The 25,424-nt window shown below is 62.1% G+C and carries 20 protein-coding genes; 9 read left to right on the top strand and 11 right to left on the bottom strand.

Annotation, left to right across the window (positions count from 1 at the left end):
• Positions 1-63: 63 nt before the first annotated feature.
• The 3 genes from HX866_RS07560 to HX866_RS07570 form a co-directional block, all read right to left on the bottom strand.
• Entirely contained in the window at positions 64-1,005 is a 942-nt protein-coding gene (locus HX866_RS07560) for a choline ABC transporter substrate-binding protein (protein WP_177138798.1), read from the bottom strand.
• Positions 1,006-1,140: 135 nt separating this feature from the next.
• The gene (locus HX866_RS07565; protein WP_177138800.1) at positions 1,141-1,752 is read right to left on the bottom strand and encodes a LysE family translocator; all 612 of its coding nucleotides are present in this window, start codon (positions 1,750-1,752) and stop codon (positions 1,141-1,143) included.
• A gap of 51 nt (positions 1,753-1,803) precedes the next feature.
• Positions 1,804-2,655, bottom strand: coding sequence for an AraC family transcriptional regulator (locus HX866_RS07570; protein WP_177138801.1), 852 nt, complete (start codon positions 2,653-2,655; stop codon positions 1,804-1,806).
• Between the two features lie 169 nt (positions 2,656-2,824).
• Here HX866_RS07570 and HX866_RS07575 point away from each other — a divergent pair, with 169 nt between their 5' ends.
• From HX866_RS07575 to HX866_RS07605, 7 genes are all read left to right on the top strand, one after another.
• A complete protein-coding gene (locus HX866_RS07575; protein ID WP_177138803.1) occupies positions 2,825-3,928 on the top strand; it encodes a DmpA family aminopeptidase in 1,104 nt (367 codons plus the stop codon).
• Positions 3,929-4,239: 311 nt separating this feature from the next.
• On the top strand, positions 4,240-5,688 hold the full coding sequence (locus HX866_RS07580; RefSeq protein WP_177097717.1) for a serralysin family metalloprotease: 1,449 nt from the start codon (positions 4,240-4,242) through the stop codon (positions 5,686-5,688).
• A 135-nt stretch (positions 5,689-5,823) separates the two neighbouring features.
• Positions 5,824-6,135 carry an AprI/Inh family metalloprotease inhibitor gene (locus HX866_RS07585; RefSeq protein ID WP_177138805.1) on the top strand — a complete coding sequence of 104 codons (312 nt, stop codon included), beginning with the start codon at positions 5,824-5,826 and terminating at the stop codon, positions 6,133-6,135.
• Positions 6,136-6,318: 183 nt separating this feature from the next.
• Complete coding sequence (locus HX866_RS07590) at positions 6,319-8,100, top strand: type I secretion system permease/ATPase (protein WP_177138807.1); 1,782 nt, start codon at positions 6,319-6,321, stop codon at positions 8,098-8,100.
• A gap of 14 nt (positions 8,101-8,114) precedes the next feature.
• The gene (locus tag HX866_RS07595) at positions 8,115-9,425 is read left to right on the top strand and encodes an HlyD family type I secretion periplasmic adaptor subunit (RefSeq protein ID WP_177138809.1); all 1,311 of its coding nucleotides are present in this window, start codon (positions 8,115-8,117) and stop codon (positions 9,423-9,425) included.
• 1 nt (position 9,426) lies between these two features.
• The gene (locus HX866_RS07600) at positions 9,427-10,776 is read left to right on the top strand and encodes a TolC family outer membrane protein (protein ID WP_177138811.1); all 1,350 of its coding nucleotides are present in this window, start codon (positions 9,427-9,429) and stop codon (positions 10,774-10,776) included.
• Positions 10,777-10,802: 26 nt separating this feature from the next.
• A complete protein-coding gene (locus HX866_RS07605; protein WP_177138813.1) occupies positions 10,803-12,650 on the top strand; it encodes a polyurethane esterase in 1,848 nt (615 codons plus the stop codon).
• Positions 12,651-12,838: 188 nt separating this feature from the next.
• Here HX866_RS07605 and HX866_RS07610 read toward each other — a convergent pair whose 3' ends face one another.
• The 8 genes from HX866_RS07610 to arnC all read right to left on the bottom strand — a co-directional run bounded on the left by HX866_RS07610 (position 12,839) and on the right by arnC (position 22,212).
• Complete coding sequence (locus tag HX866_RS07610) at positions 12,839-14,434, bottom strand: ArnT family glycosyltransferase (RefSeq protein WP_177139285.1); 1,596 nt, start codon at positions 14,432-14,434, stop codon at positions 12,839-12,841.
• 143 nt (positions 14,435-14,577) lie between these two features.
• Positions 14,578-15,939, bottom strand: coding sequence for a UDP-glucose dehydrogenase family protein (locus tag HX866_RS07615; RefSeq protein WP_177097723.1), 1,362 nt, complete (start codon positions 15,937-15,939; stop codon positions 14,578-14,580).
• Entirely contained in the window at positions 15,936-16,343 is a 408-nt protein-coding gene (gene arnF / locus HX866_RS07620; protein ID WP_177097724.1) for a 4-amino-4-deoxy-L-arabinose-phosphoundecaprenol flippase subunit ArnF, read from the bottom strand. The genes HX866_RS07615 and arnF overlap by 4 nt, the downstream gene beginning before the upstream one ends.
• On the bottom strand, positions 16,340-16,684 hold the full coding sequence (gene arnE / locus HX866_RS07625; protein WP_177097725.1) for a 4-amino-4-deoxy-L-arabinose-phosphoundecaprenol flippase subunit ArnE: 345 nt from the start codon (positions 16,682-16,684) through the stop codon (positions 16,340-16,342). The genes arnF and arnE overlap by 4 nt, the downstream gene beginning before the upstream one ends.
• Positions 16,681-18,330, bottom strand: coding sequence for a lipid IV(A) 4-amino-4-deoxy-L-arabinosyltransferase (gene arnT / locus HX866_RS07630; protein WP_177102018.1), 1,650 nt, complete (start codon positions 18,328-18,330; stop codon positions 16,681-16,683). The genes arnE and arnT overlap by 4 nt, the downstream gene beginning before the upstream one ends.
• Positions 18,327-19,211, bottom strand: a complete 885-nt coding sequence (gene arnD / locus HX866_RS07635) for a 4-deoxy-4-formamido-L-arabinose-phosphoundecaprenol deformylase (RefSeq protein ID WP_177097727.1) — start codon at positions 19,209-19,211, stop codon at positions 18,327-18,329. The genes arnT and arnD overlap by 4 nt, the downstream gene beginning before the upstream one ends.
• Positions 19,211-21,202, bottom strand: a complete 1,992-nt coding sequence (gene arnA / locus HX866_RS07640; protein ID WP_177097728.1) for a bifunctional UDP-4-amino-4-deoxy-L-arabinose formyltransferase/UDP-glucuronic acid oxidase ArnA — start codon at positions 21,200-21,202, stop codon at positions 19,211-19,213. The genes arnD and arnA overlap by 1 nt, the downstream gene beginning before the upstream one ends.
• Positions 21,199-22,212 carry an undecaprenyl-phosphate 4-deoxy-4-formamido-L-arabinose transferase gene (gene arnC / locus HX866_RS07645; protein WP_121130878.1) on the bottom strand — a complete coding sequence of 338 codons (1,014 nt, stop codon included), beginning with the start codon at positions 22,210-22,212 and terminating at the stop codon, positions 21,199-21,201. The genes arnA and arnC overlap by 4 nt, the downstream gene beginning before the upstream one ends.
• A 394-nt stretch (positions 22,213-22,606) precedes the next feature.
• On the opposite strand from arnC, the gene HX866_RS07650 reads away from it, so the two are divergent.
• On the top strand, positions 22,607-24,268 hold the full coding sequence (locus HX866_RS07650; protein ID WP_177124700.1) for an MFS transporter: 1,662 nt from the start codon (positions 22,607-22,609) through the stop codon (positions 24,266-24,268).
• Positions 24,265-25,410, top strand: a complete 1,146-nt coding sequence (locus HX866_RS07655; RefSeq protein ID WP_177124701.1) for an HlyD family secretion protein — start codon at positions 24,265-24,267, stop codon at positions 25,408-25,410. The genes HX866_RS07650 and HX866_RS07655 overlap by 4 nt, the downstream gene beginning before the upstream one ends.
• Positions 25,411-25,424: the final 14 nt, after the last annotated feature.

A 25,424-nucleotide genomic window follows, 5' to 3' on the forward strand; every position in this document is an offset into this window, starting at 1 on the left:
GGGAGTGTTCCTGATGCCAGGTAAGCCGGTGGGAGCGGTGCATCGCTCCCACACGGATGACCACTACTTCAAACTGGCCTGCACGGTGGCGACACCGTCCTTGCCATCAACACTGGTCACGCCACTCAACCACTTCTGCAGATCTTCCGGGTGATCGCGCAGCCATTTCTTCGCCACGTCCTGGGGCGTCTGGCGCTCCATGATCGGCACCATCAGCTGGCTTTCCTGGGCGGCGCTGAAGGTCAGGTTTTCCAGCAGCTTGGTGACGTTCGGGCAACGCTGGGCATAGTCCGGAGCGGTGACGGTGGACACGGTGGCCGCACCCTCGTTAGGCCCATAGACATCTTCGCTGCCGGTCAGGTAGGTGATCTTCATGTTGATGTTCATCGGGTGCGGGGTCCAGCCCACAAAAACCACGAACTCCTTGCGGTTGACCGCCCGCTGTACCGCCGCGAGCATCCCGGCTTCCCCGGACTCCACCAGGTTGAAACCCTTGAGGCCGAAGTGGTCGGTGTCGATCATGGTCTTGATGGTGGTGTTGGCGCCGCTGCCGGGCTCGATGCCATAGATCTTGCCGCCGAGCTTGTCCTTGAACTTGGCGATATCGGCGAAGGTCTTCAGGCCCGCGTCAGCCACATATTGCGGCACGGCGAGGGTGGCCTGGGCGTCGGACAGGCTCGGCTGGGCCAGGACCTTGACCTGGTTGGCGGCGACAAACGGCGCGATGTTCTTGTCCATCGCCGGCTTCCAGTAGCCGAGGAAGACATCCAGGCGCTTGTCGCGGATCCCGGCAAAGATGATCTGCTGCACGGCGCTGGTCTGCTTGCTTTCATAGCCCAATCCATCGAGCAGTACGTCGGCCATGCCACTGGTGGCGATCACGTCGGTCCAGTTGACCACGCCCATGCGTACGGTCTTGCAGGAAGCGTCTTCGGAAGCGAGCACACTGGTGCTCAGGAGGGCGGTACCGCAGAGGAACAGACAGCTGTTGAACAGTCTTTTCATGATTCGCAGATCTCGCGGCAGGTCGTTTATTGTGGAGGCCGGTGTCTTCATGCACCGTCCGGCCACGTTACGCAGCCGGTCGAGGGCGAAAGCGCACCAGGGCGACCGGCTTTTGCACTGCGGCGACTCCCCTTGTTATACCAGCACGCTCAGCCAGGCCGAAACCAGCAGCAACAGCGCCATGCAGCGATTGAAGCGTTGCATCGCCCGGGGCGAACGAAACAGCCGCGCGGAGCCGACGCCCAGCACGCCCCACAGCACCAGGCACGGAACCGACACCAGGAAAAACGCCAGGGACAGCGACAGCACATGGGCCTGGCGTTCGGCGCCGCTGCCGGCGAATACGCCGACCACCGCCAGGGCCATCATCCAGACTTTCGGGTTGATCAGTTGCAGGCTGGCGGCGCCCAGTAGGCCAAGGCGCCTGGTGTGTTCGGTGTCGGGGTCGATGGCGTTCGCCGGTGCACTGAAGATCTGCCAGGCCAGGTAGTTCAACCAGGCGATGCCCAGCCATTGCATGGCGGTCTGCACCAGGGGCAGGCCGGCCAGCGACTGGCCGACGCCGCAACCCACCAGCAGGACGATCAGCGCCGCGCTGGCACAGGCTCCGAAAATGATCGGCAGGGCCGCGACCAGGCCATAGCGGGCGCTGTTGCTCAGCACCAGGACATTGGTCGGTCCCGGTGTGATGGAGGCGACGGTGGCGAACAGCAGGAATGGCAACAGGCTGGGGAAGGTGGACAACATGGGGTGGGGCTCCGCGGGAAGATCGATGGGCCGATCTTCCCGTGCGGCGCCTCAGGCGTCTGGAAGATTTGAGCAACGCTTGCGGTAGGCGGCCGGGGTGAGGCCGTAGGCGCGCATGAACCAGCGCCCCAGGTGACTCTGGTCGGCAAAGCCCAGGGCCATGGCGACATTCGCCGGGGTTTCGCCCCGGGACAGCAGTTGTCGGGCCTTGGCCACGCGCAATTGCACCAGATAGGCGTGGGGCGGCAGGTTATAGGCGGCCTTGAAGGCGCGGGTCAGGCGAAAGCGGTCGACGCCGCAGATCGCCGCGACTTCATCCAGGCTGATGTCGTGTTGCAGGTGGGCGTGCAGGTACTCGCGGGCGACCTGGGCCACCCGGGGCAGGCGTGGGTCCTCGTTGTAGCGGGTGCGCCAGTGCAGATGGCCGGTGAGACTGTCGAACAGATGGTCCAGGGCGCTTTGCCGGATGATGCGCAATTCCTGGGTATGAATGGCCTCGAATGCCGCGCTGGTGGCCTGGGCCAAGCGGGTATCGGTGGCCAGTGGGTTGACGAAACCCAGCTGGCTGCCTTGCGGCGCTTCTTCAAACAGGGCGTTCATTTCCCGTTCCAGCCAGAGCGGATCGAGATACAGCGTGCGGTAGGTGAAGCCGCCTTCGGTAGGGGCGTCGCCGTCATGGATCTCGCCGGGTTCGAGCATGAACACGTTGCCCGCCAGGCTGTGGTAGCGGTTGCGTCGGGAATTGAACTGTTGCACGCCCTGTTCGGTGACACCGACCAGATAGCTGTCGTGCCAATGGGCGTCGTAGGCGTGGGCATGGCCCTTGAAGCGCGCGCGCAAGGTTTCGATGCCGGTGTCCCGGTCCTGGGCCAGGTCGATCCAGTGGTTGACGGTAGTGGACATGGGGTTCCTGGAGCCGTGGTCAATCATGCAGAAGGTCAGTTAACGCCTGCGGCCGGGTATCCGTCTAGAAGATCCGTGCAAAGGCCAGTACCCCGATAGGGGAATGGGCGACCCGCGCCCGAGCGCCTAGAGTGGTCGCCTATTTCAGAGACACCGACAGAGAGAGATTATGCGCGCACGTGAATGGGGAATCACCCTGGGCCTGGGCACACCGGGGCCGTTCAATGCCATCACCGATGTGCCGGGGGTGCGGGTCGGTCACAGCACACTCAGGACCGAGATCGACGGTAAGCAGGTGCGCACCGGGGTCACGGTCGTCCAGCCTCGGGCCGGCGCGGCGCGGGCACAGCCCAGTTTTGCCGGCTGCCATGTGCTCAACGGCAATGGCGATGCCACGGGGCTGGAGTGGATTCGCGAAGCCGGACTGCTGACCACGCCGGTGGCGATCACCAATACCCATAGCGTCGGTGTGGTGCGTGATGCGCTGATCGCCGACGAGCGCGACAGCCTGGCGGACCCGGCGGTGTACTGGTGCATGCCGGTGGTCATGGAAACCTATGACGGGGTGCTCAACGATATCTGGGGCCAGCACGTCGGGCCGGCGCAGGTCCGTGAAGCCTTGGCCGATGCCCGGCCAGGGCCGGTGAGCGAAGGCGCGGTGGGCGGCGGGACCGGGATGATCTGCCACGAATTCAAGGGCGGTATCGGCACCTCGTCGCGACGCTTGTCGGCAGCGCAGGGCGGCTGGACCGTCGGCGCACTGGTCCAGGCCAATCATGGCAAACGCCAGGAACTGCGGGTGGACGGTTATCCGGTCGGCCGCCAGTTGCTGGACGTTCCTTCACCATTCGCACGGCGCGGCACTCCAGGCATGGGTTCGATCGTGGTGATTCTCGCCACCGACGCACCGCTGTTGCCCCATCAATGCCAGCGTCTGGCGCAGCGGGCTTCCATCGGCATCGCCCGGACCGGCGGCGGCACCGAAGATTCCAGCGGCGATATCTTCCTGGCTTTCGCCACTGGCAACAACCAGCTGCCCGCCGCCGATTACGGGCGCAAGGGCCTGCCGTTCAGCAGTCCGCTGGAGATGGTCAACAACGACCATATTTCGCCGCTGTTCCTGGCGGCCGCCGAAGCGGTGGAAGAAGCCATCATCAATGCCTTGCTGGCCGGCGAAGACATGACCACGGCCGATGGAACCGCTGTGCTGGCATTAAAGGGCGAAGTTGTACTGGATGCACTCAGGACGAGTGGGCGACGGGAGAACTTATAAGTAATGTTATGACTGCTTGGTCATTTATTGATGCATGTCACAAGTGCATTCTTGTGACTTGAAGTTTTTCGAAAGCCTGCTTGGCGAAGTAGGTTATCGCCGTAAGAAAAAACTTTTATGACACTCGGTCAATGTTTGTAGGCCTTTTCCTTGTTTAGGCGTTTTGACATCAAAAAAAGCGCTGGACGTTTGTTTTCAAGATGTGTCAGTTTCTCGCTGCCTTCAAAAAAGGCGAGTGATAGGATGATCTCGCCAAGGGATTGTCGCTATCTGACAAAAACTGTTTCACTTGCAAACAAGGAAGTGTGTTTATGTCGAAAGTCAAAACCAAAGCTATTGTTTCTGCGGAGTCGGCACTGGCGGCCAACGGTACAAGTTCCGCCTTTAACCAGATCGATAGCTTCAGCCATCAATACGACCGTGGCGGTAATCTTACGGTCAATGGCAAACCCTCCTACTCCGTCGATCAGGCCGCCACGCAATTGCTGCGTGACGGTGCCACCTGGCACGATCTGAACGGCAGCGGCAAGATCGAACTGACCTATACCTTCCTGACGTCCCAGACCTCGAATTTCAGCGGTCTGGGTGTCACCGGGTTCAATCAGTTCAGTGCGCTGCAGAAGTCCCAGGCCGTGCTCGCCATGCAATCCTGGGCGGACGTGGCCAACGTGACCTTCACGGAGGCAGCGAAGGGTGGCGATGGTCACATGACCTTCGGTAACTACAGTGGCGGACAGGAAGGCGCGGCGGCATTCGCCTTCCTGCCGGGTACCGAGCCTGGCTACGACGGCCAGTCCTGGTACCTGACCGGCAGCGGCTACAACGTCAACAAGACGCCTGGCGTGAACAACTACGGTCGTCAGACCCTGACCCATGAGATCGGCCATACCCTCGGCCTGGCTCATCCCGGCGACTACAACGCTGGCGAAGGCAACCCGACCTACAATGACGCGTCCTATGGACAGGACACCCGCGGCTACAGCGTCATGAGCTACTGGAGCGAAAGCAACACCAGCCAGAACTTCAGCAAAGGCGGGGTCGAGGCTTACTCCTCGGGTCCGCTGATGGATGATATCGCGGCGATCCAGAAGCTCTACGGCGCCAACTACAGTACCCGCTCCGGTGACACCACCTATGGGTTCAACTCCAATGCCGGTCGTGACTACATGAGCGCCACCTCGTCTTCGGACAAGCTGGTGTTCTCGGTCTGGGACGGTGGCGGCAACGATACCCTGGACTTCTCCGGGTTCACCCAGAACCAGAAGATCAACCTGCATGACGGCTCGTTCTCCGACGTTGGCGGCATGGTGGGTAATATCTCCATTGCCCAGGGTGTCACCATCGAGAACGCCATCGGCGGTTCGGGCAACGACCTGCTGATCGGCAACGACGCCGCCAACGAACTGCGTGGCGGGGCCGGCAACGACATCCTCTACGGGGCCGGTGGTGCCGACAAGCTCTGGGGTGGTACGGGCAACGATACCTTCGTGTTCGCTGCCGTTTCCGACTCGACGCCGAAAGCCGCCGACCGGATCATGGATTTCACCAGTGGCCAGGACAAGATCGATCTGTCCGGGATCACCCATGGTTCGGGCCTGACGTTCGTCAACGCGTTCACCGGCCATGCCGGCGATGCGGTGCTGACGTATGCGTCGGGCACCAACCTGGGTACCCTGGCGGTGGACTTCTCCGGGCACGGCGTCGCCGATTTCCTGGTGACCACCGTGGGTCAGGCAGCGGTCACGGATATCGTGGCTTGAGTTGATGCGGTAGGGGCAGCGCTGCAGCGCTGCCCTCTGGTCCGGTAGTCCATGTCCATGATCAAGATGTGTGTCCGCAGTATCTATTCGACGTGGCTAATGGCTGCGTTTCTGGCGTTTTCTGGAGAAGTCACCATGGCGAGCAGCCTGCTCATGACCAGCCCCGAGGCCCTTGTCGGCCAGTGGCGGATGTACCCCGAAGGTGAAGACCCGAAGGCCTGCGAGCTGGACCTGGCGTTGCAGTCGCCGCGCCTGAGCGGTGACCTGGCGTGTATCGCCGGCTGGTTGGGCGAGCGCCCGGCCAACTGGGAACCGACCCCCGATGGCCTGTGGCTGTATGGCGTCGAAGGGACGGGCATCGTCCACCTCAATCGGCAAAAAACAAATCGCTACGAAGTGCGCTTGAAGAACGGAACCGTTCTGGTATTGATGCGCGATACGCCGTGAGTATTCAGAAGCCAATCGATTAAATGGCAACTTGATGCTACGTATCCGTTAGTTGCCTTATCGTCCAGTCTCTATGAGTTGCGAAACAGCGACTCATGTTGAAAGTACCTATATTCCCGAGCGGCTTGTCGGCCATCGAATAAAGGTGCGCATCCGGCTGTCCGTAAACTTCAAGGAAGATAGATGAAGCCGCCGAAAATGATGTCCGGGACACCTTTGATCCGTGTGCTCGGCGATTATAAAAGTGTCTTGCTCAGCGTCGGTTGTTTCACCGCGCTGATCAATCTGCTGATGTTGGTGCCGTCGATTTACATGCTCCAGGTCTATGACCGGGTATTGACCTCGCAGAATGAAACCACCCTGGTGATGCTGACCCTGATGGTGGTGGGGTTCTTTGCCTTTATCGGGCTGTTGGAAGTGGTCCGCAGTTTTATCGTGATCCGCATTGGCAGTGCCCTGGAGCGACGCTTGAACCTGCGGGTCTACCAGGCGGCCTTCGAGCGCAACCTGTTGCGCAACGAAGGGCATGCCGGCCAGGCCCTCGGCGACCTGACGCAGATTCGCCAGTTCCTCACCGGACCGGCGCTGTTCGCCTTTTTCGATGCCCCGTGGTTTCCCATCTACCTGTTGGTGATCTTCCTGTTCAACCCCTGGCTGGGCGTGTTCGCCAGTGTCGGGGCCTTGTTGCTGATCGCCCTGGCGTGCCTCAACGAGTCGATGACGAAAAAGCCCTTGAGCGAAGCCAGCGGTTATTCGCAACGCTCCAGCCAATTGGCGACCAGCCATCTGCACAACGCTGAAACCATCCAGGCCATGGGCATGCTCGGCGCCCTGCGGAGCCGCTGGTTCCAGGTGCACTCGCGATTCCTGGCCCGGCAGAACCGCGCCAGCGATACCGGGGCGGTGATCACCTCCCTGAGCAAGATGTTGCGCCTGTGCCTGCAATCGCTGGTGCTGGGCCTGGGGGGGTTCCTGGTGATCAAGGGCGAGATGACCGCCGGGATGATGATCGCCGGCTCCATCCTGATGGGGCGGGTGCTCAGCCCTCTCGACCAGTTGATTGCGGTGTGGAAACAATGGAGCACGGCCAAGCTCGCTTATCAGCGCCTGGACGGCCTGTTGCGCGAGTTCCCGGAGGAGGAAGGACAGATGAGCCTGCCCGCGCCCCAGGGGCAGGTGGCTTTTGAACAGGTCAGTGCCGGACCGCCCGGCAAACGTATCGCCACCTTGCACCAAGTGAGTTTCAGCCTGGCACCGGGCGAGGTGCTGGGGGTGCTCGGTGCCTCGGGTTCGGGCAAGTCGACCCTGGCCCGGGTGCTGGTGGGCGTCTGGCCGACCCTGGGCGGCACCGTGCGCCTGGACGGCGCCGACCTGCATCGCTGGGACCGCGACGACCTCGGTCCGCATATCGGTTACCTGCCCCAGGACATCGAGTTGTTCAGCGGCACTATTGCCGAAAACATCGCGCGGTTTGCCGAAGTCGATTCGCCGAAAGTGGTGGAGGCGGCGCGTCAGGCCGGTGTGCATGAGTTGATCCTGCGCCTGCCCCAAGGCTACGACACGCTGCTGGGAGAAGACGGCAGCGGCCTGTCCGGCGGACAGAAGCAGCGGGTGGCGTTGGCCCGTGCGCTGTATGGCGGCCCGCGTCTGGTGGTGCTCGACGAGCCCAATTCCAACCTCGATGTGGTCGGGGAGACCGCCTTGACCCAGGCGATTGCCTTGCTCAAGGCCCGGGGCAGCACAGTGGTCCTGGTGACCCATCGCTCCACCTCCCTGACCCAGGCGGACAAGTTGCTGGTGCTCAATGAAGGTCGCTTGCAAGCCTTCGGCAGCAGTGCCGATGTGCTCAAGGCCCTCTCGGCCGGCGCGCAGCCGGCCCCTCAACCGACCCGCGAGGCGGCGACCCCGGCCGGTGTCAGCCTGAGCCGACAGTATCCCGCGCCGACTCGCAACAGCGACGCATAAGCAAGGACAGCACGATGCAGATCAGTACCCCTGTTGAACACCGGGAGCACGACGCCCGGTTCTTTGCCCGCATGGGCTGGTTGCTGGCCTTGTTGGGCGCCGGCAGCTTCTTTCTTTGGGCGGCCCTGGCGCCGCTGGATCAGGGCATTGCCGTGCAGGGCACCGTGGTGGTGTCTGGCAAGCGCAAGGCCGTGCAATCCCTGGGCGGCGGGGTGGTCAGCCGGATCCTGGTGCGTGAAGGGCAAGTGGTGCATCAGGGCCAGCCGCTGTTTCGCCTTGACCAGACGCAGTTGTCGGCCGATGTGCAATCGCTGCAGGCCCAGTACCGGATGGCCTGGGCCAGCCAGGCCCGTTGGCAGAGCGAGCGTGACAACTTGCCCCGGGTGGCGTTTCCGCCCGAGTTGAGCACGGACCCCGACCCGCACCTGGCACTGGTGCTCGAAGGCCAGCGGCAATTGTTCAGCAGCCGTCGCGAAGCCTTTTCCCGCGAACAGGCCGGTATCCGCGCCAACATCGATGGCGCCAGCGCGCAACTGGCCGGCATGCGCCGGGCGCGTAACGACATGTTGGCCCGCGCCGATTCCCTGCGCAGTCAGTTGGACAACCTCAAGCCCCTGGCGGACAACGGCTATATCCCGCGCAACCGCCTGCTGGACTACCAGCGCCAGCTGTCCCAGGTGCAGCAGGACCTGGCGCAGAACAATGGCGAAAGCGGGCGGGTCGAGCAGGGGATTGTCGAGTCGCGTCTAAAACTCTCCCAGCACGGCGAGGAGTATCAGAAGGAAGTGCGCAGCCAATTGGCCGACGCCCAGCTCAAGAGCCTGACCCTGGAGCAGCAATTGCGCTCGGCGGGTTTCGAGTTGCAGCACAGCGAGATCATCGCGCCGGCCGAGGGCATCGCGGTCAACCTCAGCGTGCACACCGAAGGCGCGGTGATCCGCGCCGGGGAAACCCTGCTGGAGATCGTGCCCCAGGGCGAGCGCCTGGAGGTCGAGGGGCACCTGCCGGTCAACCTGGTGGACAAGGTCGGCAGCCATCTGCCGGTGGACATCCTGTTTACCGCGTTCAACCAGAGCCGTACCCCGCGGGTGCCGGGCGAAGTCAGCCTGGTGTCCGCCGATCAGTTGCTCGATGAAAAGACCGGCGCGCCGTATTACGTGCTGCGCACTTCGGTGAGCGACAGGGCCTTGGAAAAGCTCAACGGCCTGGTGATCAAACCGGGCATGCCCGCCGAGATGTTCGTGCGCACCGGTGAGCGCTCGATGCTCAATTATCTGTTCAAACCGCTGCTGGACCGCGCGGGCTCCGCGTTGACGGAGCAATAGGATGTTCCACCGAATGAAGACACTGTCGATAATCGCCGCGATGCTGAGCCTGTTGGTCAGCACCGGCAGCCAGGCCATGGGGCCGTTCCAGGTTTACGAGCAGGCCTTGCGCAATGACCCGGTGTTCCTGGGCGCGCTCAAGGAGCGCGATGCCGGCCTGGAAAACCGCGCCATCGGCCGGGCCGGCCTGCTGCCGAAGATTTCCTACAACTACAACCAGGGTCGCAACGATTCACGGGCCACTTACCTCAGCGAGCGTGGCAACGCCCATGAGGACCGTCACTACACCAGCTCTGGCTCGACCTTGATGCTGCAACAACCGCTGATTGACTACGAGGCCTACGCCAATTACCGCAAGGGCGTGGCCCAGGCGTTGTTCGCCGATGAGACCTTTCGCGGCAAGAGCCAGGAACTGCTGGTGCGGGTGCTGACCTATTACACCCGGGCGTTGTTTGCCCAGGACCAGATCGAGATCGCCCAGGCGCGCAAGAAAGCCTATGAGGAACAGTTCCAGCAGAACGAGCACCTGTTCCGCCAGGGCGAGGGCACGCGTACCGATATTCTCGAGGCCGAGTCGCGTTTCGAGCTGGCCACCGCCGAGGAAATCGAGGCGCGCAACGAACAGGACGCCGCCTTGCGTGAGTTGGGGGCGCTGATCGGTGTGCCGACGGTAAACGTTGCCGAATTGGCCCCGCTGACCCAGGCCTTCCAATCGTTCCCCCTGGAACCGGCCAATTTCGACACCTGGCATGCCATGGCCCTGGAGAACAATCCGACCCTGGCGTCCCAGCGCCAGGCCCTGGAAGTGGCCCGTTATGAAGTGGAGCGCAATCGCGCCGGGCACCTGCCCAAGCTCAATGCCTACGCCAGCGTGCGCAAGAGCGAGTCCGACAGCGGCAACACCTACAACCAGCGTTATGACACCAACACCATCGGTTTCGAGGTGAACGTGCCGTTGTTCGCCGGTGGCGGGGTTTCGGCTTCGGTGCGCCAGGCCAGCGCGAATATGGAGCAGGCCGAATACGATCTGGATGGCAAGACCCGCGAGACCCTGATCGAACTGCGCCGTCAGTTCAGTGCCTGCCTGTCGGGGGTGAGCAAGTTGCGCGCCTATCAGAAGGCCTTGAGTTCGGCCGAAGCCCTGGTGGTCTCGACCAAGCAGAGCATCCTCGGCGGCGAGCGGGTCAACCTCGATGCGTTGAACGCCGAACAGCAGCTCTACAGCACCCGGCGCGACCTGGCCCAGGCGCGCTACGACTATCTGATGGCCTGGACCAAATTGCATTACTACGCGGGCACCTTGCGCGAAACCGATCTGGCCAGGGTCGATGAGGCCTTCGTACAACAATAATTCCAACCAGCAAGGAGGCAATACCGATGGGTGTCTTTGACTATAAAAACGCAGGGACCGAGGCGTCGAAAGCGTTGTATGCGGACGCAATGGCGATCACCTTGTACTCCTACCACAACCTCGATAACGGCTTTGCCGTGGGGTATCAGCAAAATGGCTTCGGCCTGGGGCTGCCAGCGACCCTGGTCAAGGCCCTGATCGGCGGCACGGATGCCCAGGGGGTCATCCCCGGCATACCGTGGAATCCGGACTCGGAGAAAGCCGCGCTGGCCGCAGTGAAGGCGGCCGGCTGGACGCCGATCAGTGCCGCGCAGCTGGGCTACGGCGGCAAGACGGATGCACTCGGCACTTTCTATGGTGAGAAGGCCGGCTACACCACGGCGCAGGCCGAGATCCTCGGCAAGTACGACGCCAGCGGGCACCTGACCGAGATCGGTGTGTCCTTCCGTGGTACCAGCGGGCCTCGGGCAAGCCAGATCAGCGACACCATCGGCGATGCGATCAACGATTTGCTGGCGGCCATCGGACCCAAGGATTACGCGAAAAACTACAGCGCCAATGCCTTCGAAGGCCTGCTCAAGAGCGTGGCGACCTTTGCCGCGGCCAATGGCCTTTCCGGCAAGGACGTGCTGGTCAGCGGCCACAGCCTCGGCGGGTTGGCGGTCAACAGTGTGGCCGATCTGAGCAAGGACCATTGGGGCGGTTTCTACAAGGACGCCAACTACATCGCCTTCGCTTCACCGACCCAGAGCGGTCCGGGAACCCAGGTGCTGAACATCGGTTATGAAAACGACCCGGTGTTCCGCGCCCTCGACGGTTCCAGCCTGACCCTGGCGACCTTGGGGGTGCACGATGCCAACAAGGCTTCGGCGACCAACAATATCGTCAGCTTCAATGACCATTACGCGTCCGATGCCTGGAACGTGTTGCCATTCTCCATCGGCAATGTCGCCACCTGGATTTCCCACCTGCCGACGGCCTATGGCGACGGCCTGGGCCGGGTGATGGCGTCGCAGTTCTATAACCTGACCAGCAAGGACTCGACGATTATCGTCGCCAACCTGTCGGATCCGGCGCGGGACAAGACCTGGGTGCAGGACCTCAATCGCAACGCCGAAACCCATAGCGGCAGCACCTTTATCATCGGCAGCGACGCCAATGATCTGCTCAAGGGCGGGCGTGGCAACGACTACATCGAAGGGCGTGGCGGCAACGACACCTTCCGCGACGACGGTGGCTACAACATCATCCTGGGTGGCAAGGGCAACAACACCTTTGACCTGCAGAAGTCCCTGAGCAGTTTCGATATCGCCAATGATGGCCATGGCACCTTGTATATCCGCGATGCCAGCGGCGGCATCACCATCGCCCAGAACATTGGCACGCTGATCAGCAAGGAATCGAACCTGGTGTTCTTCAACAAGGACGTGGCCCATGTGGTGGGCAACCAGAGCTTGTCCGAGGGCAGCTACGTCAACTCGCAGGTCGGCGGCGACGGTGCCGATACCCTGACCGCGAAGTCTTCAGGGGAGTGGTTGCTGGGCAATGGCGGCAATGATCATCTGATCGGTGCGGCCAAGGGTGGCAACCTGTTTATCGGCGGGGCCGGGAATGACCTGATGGACGCGAAGGGCGGGGGCAATACCTTCCTGTTCAACGGTTTCAACGGATCGTTCGGTCAGGACAAGATCACCGGTTTCCAGGCTTCCGACAAACTGGTGTTCATGGGCTACGCCGATTCCCAGGGACACAATATCCAGGATCACGCCAAGGTGGTGGGGCACGACACCGTGCTGACCTTCGGGGCGGATTCGGTGACGTTGGTGGGGGTTGGGCTGGATGTGCTGAAGGGGGCGAGTGTGGTCATCGCCTGACCACGGATCTCAAATCCGGTTGAGACCCGTGTGGCGAGCGGGCTTGCCCGCGCTCGGCTGCGAAGCAGTCGTGAAACAGTTCACCTCGGTGCATCTAATACACCGAGCTCTCTGGTTTTAGGGGCGCTTCGCGCCCCAGCGCGGGCAAGCCCGCTCGCCACCTATTCTCTGTTCGCCACAAAACTGCGTTATGGCAGCTTCAGCAACACATAATCGTTCTTGTCGAAGCGCTGGCTGAGCGCCGGCACCAGGTCACCAATGGCCGAGCCTTTCAGCCCATCGTAAGTGTCCTTGCCCATCATCACCCAAGCCGGTCGCGCCACGGCCTGAAGCTGCTCGGTCGTATCGGTGAAGATCGGTTGCAGATCGCCTTCGGCATTGACCATGAACTTGATCGCCCGTCCGTCCTTGGCCACCGCGTGCATGACCAGCGGCGCCGGGTCTTTTTTCATCAACTGCTGGGTAGCCTGGGTAAAGGCGCGGGTGTCGTAGGCGACGCGTTCGGTCGGCTCGACAATCAGGATATAGCTGCTCCACAGCGCCAGTACCGCACAACCGGCCAGCCCGAGTGCGCGCCAGCGAGCGTTGAACAGCACCACCACGGCGATCACCTGCAACGCCCCGACCAGATAGGGCGCGACGCCCAGGGCGGGCAGTTGCTCGGGAAAGCGCCGATGGAGCATGAACATCCCGGCAATCAGCAGGCCCGGCAGGATCAGCCAGAGGCCCTGCATCAGCACACGCAATCCGGCGAACAGGCGGCCCTTGGCAACCTGGAACGGATAGGCCGCGACAATGGCCGCCATGGGCACCATCGGCAGGATATAACGGGCCTTTTTCGCCTGGGGCACGGACAAACCGAGCATCACGATCAGGCCCGCCGCGATCGCGTAGAGGGTCAGTTGCAGCGCCGGTCCACGATGCTGGCGACCGGTCGCCAGGATGGCCACCAGCACCAGCACCGCCAATGGATAAGCCAGGGCATAGTTACCAAAGGCACTGCTGAAGTAATACAGCGCTCCGCTGGAGCCCGCCGTGCCGTCCATGCGGCCGGTGAACTGCATGTGGATCACTTCCTGGAGAAAGGCCGGGCCGCCATCCAGCGAGGCCATCCACAACAGCAGGCCGATACAGGCCGCCAACAGGAACAGGGCCTGGAAGCCGAAGATGAACAGCCGGCGCCATTGGCCGCTGAGCAGGTAGAAACTGCAGAGCATGCCGGTGGGAATCACCAGACCCATGGGACCGCGAATGGCAAAGCCGAGCACCAGCAGCGCCAGGAGCAGTACGCTGCGTTTCGGCGCGCCGTAGTATTTGGCGGCATAACCCAGGTAGAACACCGCCAGGGACACGGCGGCGAGCATCTGGTCGAGGGAAACCGCGCGGGTTTCGATCAGGAAATTGTTGGTCAACAACAGCAAGGCGATGCTCAGCAGCGCCCAACGTGGCGAATGCGGGGCCACCAGCCGGTACATCAGCACCACGATCCAGGCCGAGGCCAGGGCGCTGGGCAACCAGGCGGCGAGGGCGTTGACCGTGCCGAAGGGCAGGGCCAGCAACCAGATCAACAGGGTGGAAAACGCCGAATAGTCGGGATACGGCACGCCATAGGTGGTCGGGAAGAAACTCGGACCGTGGCGCAGCATTTCCTCGGCGAACAGCACGAAGCGCGAGTCGAAGCCGATGGCGGCTTGCTGATAGACGCCGGCGATGAACAGCAGCAGGGCTAGCAGGCCCAGGACGAGGGATTGGCGATTCAGGGTATTGCGGGATGAGGACGTCAATGTCACGGCCGTGAACCTGAAAAAACGGGCGAACCCGCTAGGAACGAAAACGCGGTCATTTTTTTCGAAATGACCGCGTCGTTTGTTTGCTCGGCAACCCCTGGCGAACTAGCCACACGGGCCACTAGGCAAGGGGTAGGGCATCATTCCAGACCGTGACGGGTCACCGGCAGGTCCAGCGAAGCTCCACGGCCGATCGCAAAGTAGGTGAACCCCTTGCGCTGCATGCGGTTGGCATCGAACAGGTTGCGGCCGTCGAAGATCACCGGCGCTTTCAGGCGCTGCTTGATCAGTTCGAATTCCGGTGCCTTGAACTGCTGCCATTCGGTGCAGATGATCAGCGCGTCGGCGCCCACCAGAGCCGATTCCGGCGTGCCCATCAGCGACAGACCTGGCTCATCCGGGTAGATGCGCTGGGTTTCCTGCATGGCTTCCGGGTCGAAAGCACGCACCTGTGCGCCGGCTGCCCACAGGGCTTCCATCAGCACGCGGCTTGGTGCATCGCGCATGTCGTCGGTGTTCGGTTTGAACGCCAGGCCCCAGAGAGCGAAGGTCTTGCCTTTCAGGTCGCCCTTGTAGAACGCGTTCAGACGGTCGAACAGCTTGTGCTTCTGGCGCTCGTTGATCGCCTCGACCGCTTGCAGCAGGTCGCTCGAGCAGTTGGCTGCCTGGGCACTGTGGATCAGCGCGCGCATGTCTTTCGGGAAGCACGAGCCGCCGTAGCCGCAGCCCGGGTAGATGAAGTGGTAACCGATGCGCTGGTCGGCGCCGATGCCCATACGCACGGCTTCGATGTCCGCGCCCAGGTGTTCGGCCAGTTCGGCGATCTGGTTGATAAAGCTGATCTTGGTCGCCAGCATGCAGTTGGCGGCGTACTTGGTCAGCTCGGCGCTGCGCAGGTCCATGAACATGATGCGGTCATGGTTGCGGTTGAACGGGGCGTAGAGGTCGCGCATCACTTCACGGACTTCTTCACGCTCGCAGCCGATGACGATACGGTCCGGACGACGGCAGTCTTCCACCGCCGAACCTTCCTTGAGGAATTCCGGGTTGGAGACGATATCGAATTCCAGGGTCCGGCCGACTTTGTCCAGGGCTGCCTGGATGTGGGCCCGCAGGGTGTCGCCGGTACCGACCGGAACGGTGGATTTTTCCACCAGGATCAGTGGGTCGACGCGGTGACGAACTACGGCGTCGCCTACCGAGAGGACGTACTTGAGGTCAGCCGAACCGTCTTCGTCCGACGGCGTGCCGACGGCGATAAACAGGACCTGGCCATGCTCGATCGCCAGCTTTTCGTCGCTGGTGAAGTGCAGGCGGCCGCTTTCCAGGTTGCTCTTGACCATGGTCTCCAGCCCTGGTTCGAAGATGGGGATGTGGCCTTTACGCAGCAAGTCGATCTTGTTCTGGTCGACGTCCATGCACACGACATCATGACCGACTTCGGCCAGCACAGTCGCCTGTACCAGACCGACATAACCGCTACCAATTACGCTGATTTTCATACGGAGTCCCTAGGACGGGGTATACGTGGAGAGTTGATCGTTAGCACGCCGAGAATGACCAGGGCCACTCCCAGCGATTTCGAAAGACTGAAGCTTTCATTGAAAAACGGCAGGCCGGCGGCCAACAGGTAGACCAGCGCATAACTGACGCTGAGCAACGAGTAGGCCCGGCCCAATGGCAGGTCGCGCAAGGCGGCCAGCCAGCAAAGCATGGACAGTGCGTAGGCGAGGATCGCTGCCGCCACCACGCCCAATGCGAGTAACGATACGTCCTGAGTCATCAGGGCGTCCAGCCACTGTGCCGGTTCCGGCAGGCGGGTCATGCTCCAGCGCATGCCCAACTGGGCAGCGCTGACCAGCAGGACGCTGCCGGTGGCCAGGGTAAAACCGCGAGCCTGGCTCATACGTGACGCCCCAACAGGACCACACCGGCGATGATCAACGCCACGCCCAACCAGTGGCGGGTGTCGATCGACTCCTTGAACAAGTAGTGCGCCACCAGGGTGATCAGGACAAAATTCAGGCTGAGCATCGGATAGGCAATCCCGACTTCCAGCCGTTGCAGGACCAGCAGCCAGACCAGCAGGCCGAAACCGAGGCTGGCCAGGGCCAGCCACAGCCAGGGCGAACGCAGTTTATGCAGCATGCCCTGGGAAGGACCGCGCCAGCTTTCGACGGCGAACTTCTGGGCGACTTGGCCCAGGCAGGTCAGCAAGCAGGCGCTGAGCAGCAGTATCAGGGTCATGGGGCGGTCTTCGAGAAAATCAGGATAACCATGTTGCCTTCTTCATAACGAACATGATCCTTGGGCAGTAGGTCGATCTCGTGCAGTTCGTCCTCATCCTTGACGCGCATCACCACACCCACCTGGCCTTCACGACGAGCGTTGTCCATCCAGGCCTGAATCTGGCTCAGGTCCTGGGAGCGCCCGGCGGTCTCGGGATAACCCAGGCCGTACTGCAATTCACCCTGGGTGTTGTAAAGGGTGATGTCACTGCGTTTCATGCGCCAGGCCAACGCCGAAGCGGCACCCAGGTCGTTGCTCAGGAAATGACGGCTCTGGCTCAGTTCTTCGGCATGGTGGGCGATGAACTGGTCGGGCATCTTGTTGTGCACGATCACGTTCGGCATCGCCGCCGGCAGCAGCAACACCAGCATGCCCATGCCCAGTGCCGGCGTGGCCCAGAAGGTCAGCGGCTTGAGCAAGGGCAGGAGGTTGACCAGGATCCAGCTGCCGATAAAGACGCAGAGCAGGGTCAGGTGCAACGGCTCGTTATCGTAGAACGGCTGCTTGATCTGGAAATACACCAGCGCCGCCAGTCCTGTCAGGCCCAGTACCAGGTTGATCAGGCCATTGAGACGGGGCACCTGGCCTTGGGCAAGCTGGAGACGCTCCATCAGCGAATGTCCCATCAACAGCGCCAATGGCATCAGGCACGGCATGATGTAGGTCGGCAGTTTGCCACGGCTGAGGCTGAAGAATGCCAGCGGCAGCAGCATCCACAGCAGCAGGAACACGGTGATGCGCTGACCCTTGGTGCGCCAGGCGTCCTTGAGGGTGACCGGCAGCAACACCGCCCAGGGCAGGCTGGAAACCACCATCATCGGTAGGTAGAACCACCACGGACGGGTGTGCTGTGCGTCTTCGGCGGCAAAACGGCGGATATGCTCGTGCCAGAAGAAGAAACGCCAGTAGTCCGGTTCCTGGAGGTGAACCGTCAGGACCCAAGGCAAGCTGATCAGCGCGGCCACGGCCACGGCCACCAGGCCATAACCCACCAGTTCGCGAAAACGCTTTTGCCAGATCATGTAGGGCAGGGCGATCAGCACCGGCAGCATCAGGGCGAGGAAACCCTTGGTCATGAAACCCATGCCACAGGCCAGCCCCAGGGCCACCCACGAATACAGCCGAGCCCGAGAGCTGCTGCTGTCGATGGCGAACCACAAGGCGACGAAGCTCAGGTTGACCCAGAAGGTGAACTGCGGATCGAGGTTGGCGTAGCCGGCTTGCCCGGCGATCAGGCCGAAGCTCATGTACAGCGCGGCGCAGGCAAATTGCTTGCGCTCGTTGTTCCACAGGCGGCCGGCGATCAGGTAGACCAGCAGCACGCTCAGCCCGGTGCTCAGGGCGGAAGCGAAACGCACACCGAAAAAATTCTCGCCGAAGATGGCCTGACCGATAGCGATCATCCAGTAGCCGGCGATGGGTTTCTCGAAGTAGCGCAGTTCCATGAAATGCGGCGACGCCCAGTGGCCGTGCGCGAGCATTTCCTGGCCGATCTGGGCGTAGCGGGTTTCGTCCGGAATCCACATGCCATGGGTGACCAGTGGCAGCAGGTAGAACAGCAGAAAAGCGAGAAACAGCAACGGCAAAGCCCAGCGCCTGGTCATCCCTGCTGTACCCCGAGCCAGCCTTCACGGCCGCCGAGGGTGCCACGTACCAGTTGCCCGGCAGGCAAACGGTCGAGTTGTGCGGGGAGCAGATTGACCAGCGGTTGGAACTCGATATCGCGTGCCTTGGCCTGGGCCAGGAGCTGGCGAAACTCGTTTGCCATCAGAATCCCTTCCACTTCTGCGTGAATCGTATAGACATTCAGGCGCGCCGGACTGAACCGGTCGAGGATGAACGCATTGAAATCTTTCGCGGCCAGATCCGCACCCACGACTTCGTCGAAGGTAGGAAGGTCCACGGGAATTTGTGGGGTGCCCAGGCTGCCATCCGCCAACCGTGGCAGAAACAGACCGTGCCCGCGGCAGTCGCTGTTATAGCGAAAACCGAATTGTTCCTTGGCTTGCACGACGCGCTCGTCCGCACGCCAACCGGCGGTGGCCGAACATTCGACGGCTTGCCCGGTGATATCGCTCAGGCAATCGACGCCGCGACGGATCTGTTCGATCAGTTCGGCTTCGCTCCAGCGCCCGGCATTGGCCTGCCAACCGTGGTGATCCCAGGCGTGCAGGCCGACCTCATGGCCGGCAGCCAGGGTCTGGCGCATCAGATGCCCCAGATCCCGACCGATCGGCTTGCCTGGCCAGGCAGTGCCGGCCAGCAAGATGTCCCAGCCGTAAAGGCTGGCAGCCTTGGAACGTAGCATCTTCAGGAGGAACTGGGGTTTGATGAGGCGCCACAAGTGGCGCCCCATGTTGTCCGGTCCAACGCTGAAGAAGAACGTCGCCTTGACCTGGGCCTCGTCGAGCAGTTCCAGCAACCGCGGTACCCCTTCACGGGTGCCGCGATAGGTGTCCACATCGATGCGAAGTCCAGCCTGCATCAGCGCTTGTCCGCGATTTCGAGCATGGCTTCCTTGAGGAAGAAGTCCAGGGTGTTACCGATGGTTTCGCTCATCTCGACGGTAGGCTCCCAGTTCAGCAGGCGCTTGGCGTTTTCGACGCTTGGTTTGCGGTGCGACACGTCCTGGTAGCCAGTACCGTAGAACGCCTTGCTTTCCACGTCGCGGAAACCGGCGAACGGAGGGAAGTTGCTGCGCAGCGGGTGAGCTTCGAACTGACGCAGCAGTTCTTCGCCCAGCTGACGGATGCTGGCTTCGTTGTCCGGGCTACCGATGTTGATGACCTGACCGTTGCAGCAGTCGTTCTCGTTGTCGACGATACGGGCCAGAGCCTCGATGCCGTCGGCGATGTCGGTGAAGCAACGCTTCTGCTCGCCACCGTCGAACAGACGGATCGGAGTACCTTCCACCAGGTTCAGGATCAGTTGGGTGATGGCACGGGAGCTGCCGATACGCGCCGAATCCAGACGGTCCAGACGTGGACCCATCCAGTTGAACGGACGGAACAGGGTGAAGTTCAGGCCTTTGGCGCCGTAAGCCCAGATCACGCGGTCCAGCAACTGCTTGGAAACCGAGTAGATCCAGCGCTGCTTGTTGATCGGACCGACGACCAGGTTCGAGGTGTCTTCGTCGAAGTTCTCGTCCTGGCACATGCCGTAGACTTCGGAAGTCGACGGGAAGATCACGCGCTTGTTGTACTTGACGCAGTAGCGAACCAGTTTCAGGTTCTCTTCGAAGTCCAGTTCGAATACGCGCAGTGGGTTGCGGGTGTATTCGATCGGGGTGGCGATGGCCACCAGCGGCAGGACCACGTCGCACTTCTTGATGTGGTACTCGATCCACTCGGAGTGGATGCTGATGTCGCCTTCGACGAAATGGAAGTTCGGGTGGCTGCGCAGGCGCTCGATGGCGTCCGAACCGATGTCCAGGCCGTAGACTTCGTACTTGTCGTCGCGCAGCAGGCGCTCGGACAGGTGGTTACCGATGAAGCCGTTGACGCCCAGGATCAGTACGCGGGTACGACGTGGCTTGCGGCCCGACTCGGCGCCACGCAGGAAGGAACCGTCAACCAGGCCCAGTTCGTTGGCCAGTTGCGGGCCGCTGAGGAACAGGCCGTTGTCGTTGCGCTGACCGGCGTTGATCACCAGGGAGTCTTCACCGCAAGCGATGCGCAGCGGATCGACGCTGATCACACGGCCAGGGGCCTGACCTTCGTTGCCCTTGACGACTTCGGCGCTCCAGACGATCAGCTTGTGCTCGCCCACGGCGCAGAAAGCACCCGGGTAAGGTTGAGTCACGGCGCGGACCAGGTTGAACAGCTCTTCGGCAGGCTTTTTCCAGACCAGCTTGCCGTCAGCCGGGGTACGGCGACCGAAGTAGGTGGCTTTGGATTCGTCCTGGGCGGTTTCGCTCAGTTTGCCGGCAGCCAGTTGTGGCAGGGCTTCACCCAGCAGGGCGGCAGCGCTGTCACGCAGCTTGGTGTGCAGGGTCAGGGCTGTGTCGGCACGCTCGATGGCGACGCGGTTCTGCGCCAGGATGCCACCGGCATCGGCACGCTTGACCATGCGGTGCAGGGTCACGCCGGTTTCGGTTTCGCCGTTGACCAGCACCCAGTTGGCCGGTGCGCGACCACGGTAGCTTGGCAGCAGGGAACCGTGCAGGTTGAACGCGCCGTTCTTGGCGGTGGCCAGCAGGGCTTCGCTCAACAGGTTGCGGTAGTAGAACGAGAAGATGTAGTCCGGGTTCAGCTTGGCGATGCGCTCGATCCACAGAGGGTGGTTAGCATCTTCCGGTGCGTGCACGGTAATGCCCTTGCGAGCACAGAGTTGCGCTACGGAACCGTAGAAGGCGTTCTCCTTCGGGTCGTCGGCATGGGTGAACACTGCGGCGATGTCGTAACCTGCGGCGAGCAGGGACTCGATGCCGGTGCAACCAATATCGTGATAGGCGAAGACGACAACTTTCGGATTCATGGTGCGACCTGATTGGAGGTAGTAGTAGAAGGGGTATCACCAGCAGCGCTGGCAGGAGACGGCTGACTACGCAGCACTTTCTCGATGAAGAAGCGCGGACGTGCACGCACGTCACTGTACATGCGACCCAGGTATTCACCCAGAAGCCCCATGCCGATGAACTGACCGCCGGTAAAGACGAACAGGATAGCAAACAGCACGAACGAACCGTCACCGGCCCAGGCAGCGCCGAAGATCAGGCGCAGTACCACCAGCAGCACGGCGAACAGTGCGCCGAGGCCGGCCATGGTGAAACCGATGATGCTCAACAGCCGCAGGGGCGTGGTGGTCATGCAGGTGACCAGGTCGAACATCAGGTTGATCAGGCGCATCGGGCTGTATTTCGAGTCACCGTGCTCGCGCTCGGCGTGCTGCACCAGGACTTCGGTGGTGTGCCGGGCAAAGCTGTTGGCCAGGATCGGGATAAAGGTGCTGCGCTCGCGGCAGGCCAGCATCGCGTCGACGATGGTCCGGCGATAGGCGCGCAACATGCAGCCGTAGTCGCTCATGGCGACGCCGGTGGAGCGTTGCACGGCCATGTTGATCAGGCGCGACGGCCAGCGGCGCAAGGCCGAGTCCTGGCGATTGTTGCGCACGGTACCGACCACGTCGAAGCCCAGTGCGGCCTGTTCCACCAGGCGCGGGATTTCTTCCGGCGGGTTCTGCAGGTCGGCGTCCAGGGTGATGACCACATCACCGGTGGATTGCTCGAAGCCGGCCATGATTGCGGCGTGCTGACCGTAGTTACGGTTCAGGATCACGGCGATGACCGGGCTGCCTTCACGCTCGGCGGCTTCCTGGAGAATGTCGGCGGAGCGATCGCGGCTGCCGTCGTCGACCAGGATGATTTCGACATCCTGGGTCAACTGCGCACAGGCCGCTTCGGTGCGGCGCAACAGTTCAGGCAAGCTCTGTTCTTCGTTATAGACCGGGATAACGATCGACACGCGCTGAATTGGATAAGGTTTCAAAGGCTTCTTTCCAGAATGGTTTCAATGGTGCGGCGATGCTTCAATCGAGCCGATAGCATGCCGGACTCAACGCTCAGGCACAATGAACGATGCCTTTTATGCGGGCAAGCATAGAGGCATGACCGTGGGATGATACAGGGCTAATAAAAAACATGCGGCGATTTAAGCCTGAAAAATGAAATGTCAAAGCTGCATAACAGCCTTATGTTCATGATTTTTATCAGTTCCCTGGCTCGGAGCGCGGGCAGGATTCTACGGTAAACGCCCAAATGTGAAAAGCCTATGAATAAGAGATGAACAACCTGTTGTTTTTGCTCAATAGACAGCCGCGATTCAGGTAACCTGTGTCGCTGCTGAAAAGATTCGACTTCCAGTGCTTGGAGCAGGGCCCCGGATGAACCAATACGCGCCCCACGACTGGCAGCCCCACGAGCGCCCCAGCCTGCCCGGATCGCCGTCGACGCCGCTGCACTCCACGCCCAGACGCTGGGCCTACGCCATGGTCGGGCTGCTGGTGGCCCTGACCGGTGGCCTCGGCAATTCGCTGGTGATCGCCAATTTGCCGTACCTGCAGGGCGCCCTGGGCGCGACCACGGCGGAAATGGCCTGGCTGCCGGCGGCCTATGTCATGACCAACGTCTCGATGAACCTGTTGCTGGTGAAATTTCGCCAGCAATTCGGCCTGCGGGCCTTCACCGAGGTGTTCCTGGTGCTCTATGCCCTGGTGACCTTCGGTCATCTGTTCGTCAATGACCTGAGTTCGGCGATTGCCGTGCGCGCGGCCCACGGCATGGTGGCGGCGGCCCTGAGTTCCCTGGGGCTGTATTACATGATCCAGGCCTTTCCGGCGAAATGGCGGCTCAAGGCCCTGGTGCTGGGCCTGGGCACCTCGCAGTTGGCGTTGCCCCTGGCCCGGCTGTTTTCCGAGGATTTGTTACAGATCGCCGAGTGGCGCGGGTTGTATCTGTTCGAGCTGGGGCTGGCCTTGGCGGCCCTGGGTTGCGTGTTCCTGCTCAAGCTGCCGCCGGGCGACCGTTTCAAGACCTTCGAGAAACTCGACTTCCTGACCTTCGCCATCCTGGCCACTGGCGTGGCGCTGCTGTGTGCGGTGTTGTCCCTGGGACGCATCGACTGGTGGCTGGAGGCGCCCTGGATCGGCATGGCCTCGGCGGCCTCGATCGTGCTGATCCTCGCGGGGCTGGCGATTGAACACAACCGCAGCAACCCGATGTTGATGACCCGCTGGCTGGGCAGCGGGGCGATGATTCGCCTGGGGCTGGCGGTGATCCTGATCCGCATGGTGTTGTCGGAGCAGTCCACCGGCGCTGTGGGGTTTCTCCAGGCGTTGAACATGGGCAGCGAGCAGATGCGCAGCCTCTACGCCGTGATGTTGCTGGGCAGCATCGCCGGATTGGCGGTCAGTGCCCTGACCATCCACCCCGATCATTTGCTCAAGCCGCTGATCATTTCCCTGGCACTGATGGCGCTCGGTTCGTCCATGGACAGCTTTTCCAACAACCTGACACGCCCGGCCAGCATGTACGCCAGCCAGTTCCTGCTGGCCTTCGGCGGGACCTTTTTCCTCGGCCCGACCATGGCCCTGGGCACCCGCAACGTGGTGACCAACCCGCGCAACCTGGTGAGTTTTTCGGTGTTGTTCGGGATCTGCAACAATCTCGGCGGCCTGATCGGCTCCGCCTTGCTGGGCACCTTTCAGGTGGTCAGGGAGAAATTCCACTCCAGCAACATCGTCGAGCACCTGACCCTGATCGATCCGCAGGTCGCCGCGCGCCTGCAAAGCAGCAGTGCGGCCTATGCCGGGGTGATTTTCGATCCGTCGGCGCGGACCACCCAGGGCATGCAGGCCCTGGCCACGTCCGCGACCCGGGAAGCGAATATCCTGGCCTATAACGATGTGTTCATGCTGATCGCGGTGATCGCGGTCTTGACCATGCTGTGGATCTTCGCCCGCAGCCTGTGGTTGCTCAGCATGAACAAGAAGATCGCCCGCAACCCCCCGTCTTCCACTCTCACCAGCGGTGCCCCCTCACGATGAGCGAACCTGCGACCACGACCAATGCGATTGCTGCCACCCCCGAAGGAGTCACTCCGGCCGGCGCCTCGTCCACCGAACCGAGGTCCCTGGGGGTTCGCATCGTTTCTTCCCTGGGCTTTGCCGCGATCGCCATCACCGGCGTGTTGATCGTGCTGTATGCCTGGCAGTTGCCGCCGTTCGGCAGCGCCATCGAAAGCACCGAGAATGCCCTGGTTCGCGGACAGGTGACGCTGATCGGCCCGCAGCTCAGCGGCTATGTGTTCGAAGTGCCGGTGCAGGACTTCCAGTTCGTCAAGGGCGGTGATCTGCTGGTGCGCCTCGATGACCGCATCTATAAACAGCGGCTGGACCAGGCGCTGGCCCAACTGGACGTGCAGAAGGCCGCCCTGGCCAACAACCTGCAGCAGCGTCGCAGTGCCGAGGCTACCATTGCCCAGCGCCAGGCGGCCCTCGACAACAGCCGGGCCCAGGTGCTCAAGAGCAGTGCCGACCTCAAGCGCAACGAAGCGCTGATCGCCGATGGTTCGGTGTCCCGGCGTGAGCTCGATGTGACTCGCGCCGACCATGCCCAGACCGATTCAGCCGTGGCCCAGGCGCGGGCGGCGCTGGATATTTCCCGCCAGGACCTGCAAACCGTACTGGTCAACCGGGGTTCGCTGGAAGCAGCGGTCACCAATGCCGAGGCGGCGGTGGAGCTGGCACGGATCGACCTGTCGAATACCCGCATCACCGCGCCCAGGGACGGTCAGTTGGGGCAGATCGGCGTGCGCCTGGGCGCCTATGTGAACTCTGGCGCGCAGTTGATGGCCCTGGTGCCGGATCGGCACTGGGTGATTGCCAATATGAAGGAAACCCAGATGGCGGCGGTGCGCGTGGGGCAATCCGCGAGTTTTACCGTCGACGCCCTCAACCATCGTCGCTTCAGCGGCCGGGTACAGCGCATTGCCCCGGCGACCGGCTCGGAGTTCAGCCTGTTGCAGGCCGATAACGCCACCGGCAACTTCGTCAAGATCGCCCAGCGGGTGCCGGTACGGATCATCGTGGACCCGGGGCAGGAGGAGATCGATCGGCTGCGCCCGGGGCTGTCGGTGGTGGTGAGTATCGATACCGCCAGTCAGGTCCAGCCGGTGGAGCCGGACTGACGGGCCGGAGGGCA

It is taken from the genome of Pseudomonas gingeri (assembly GCF_013386165.1).
In the GTDB taxonomy this organism is placed as follows: Bacteria; Pseudomonadota; Gammaproteobacteria; order Pseudomonadales; family Pseudomonadaceae; genus Aquipseudomonas; species Aquipseudomonas gingeri_C.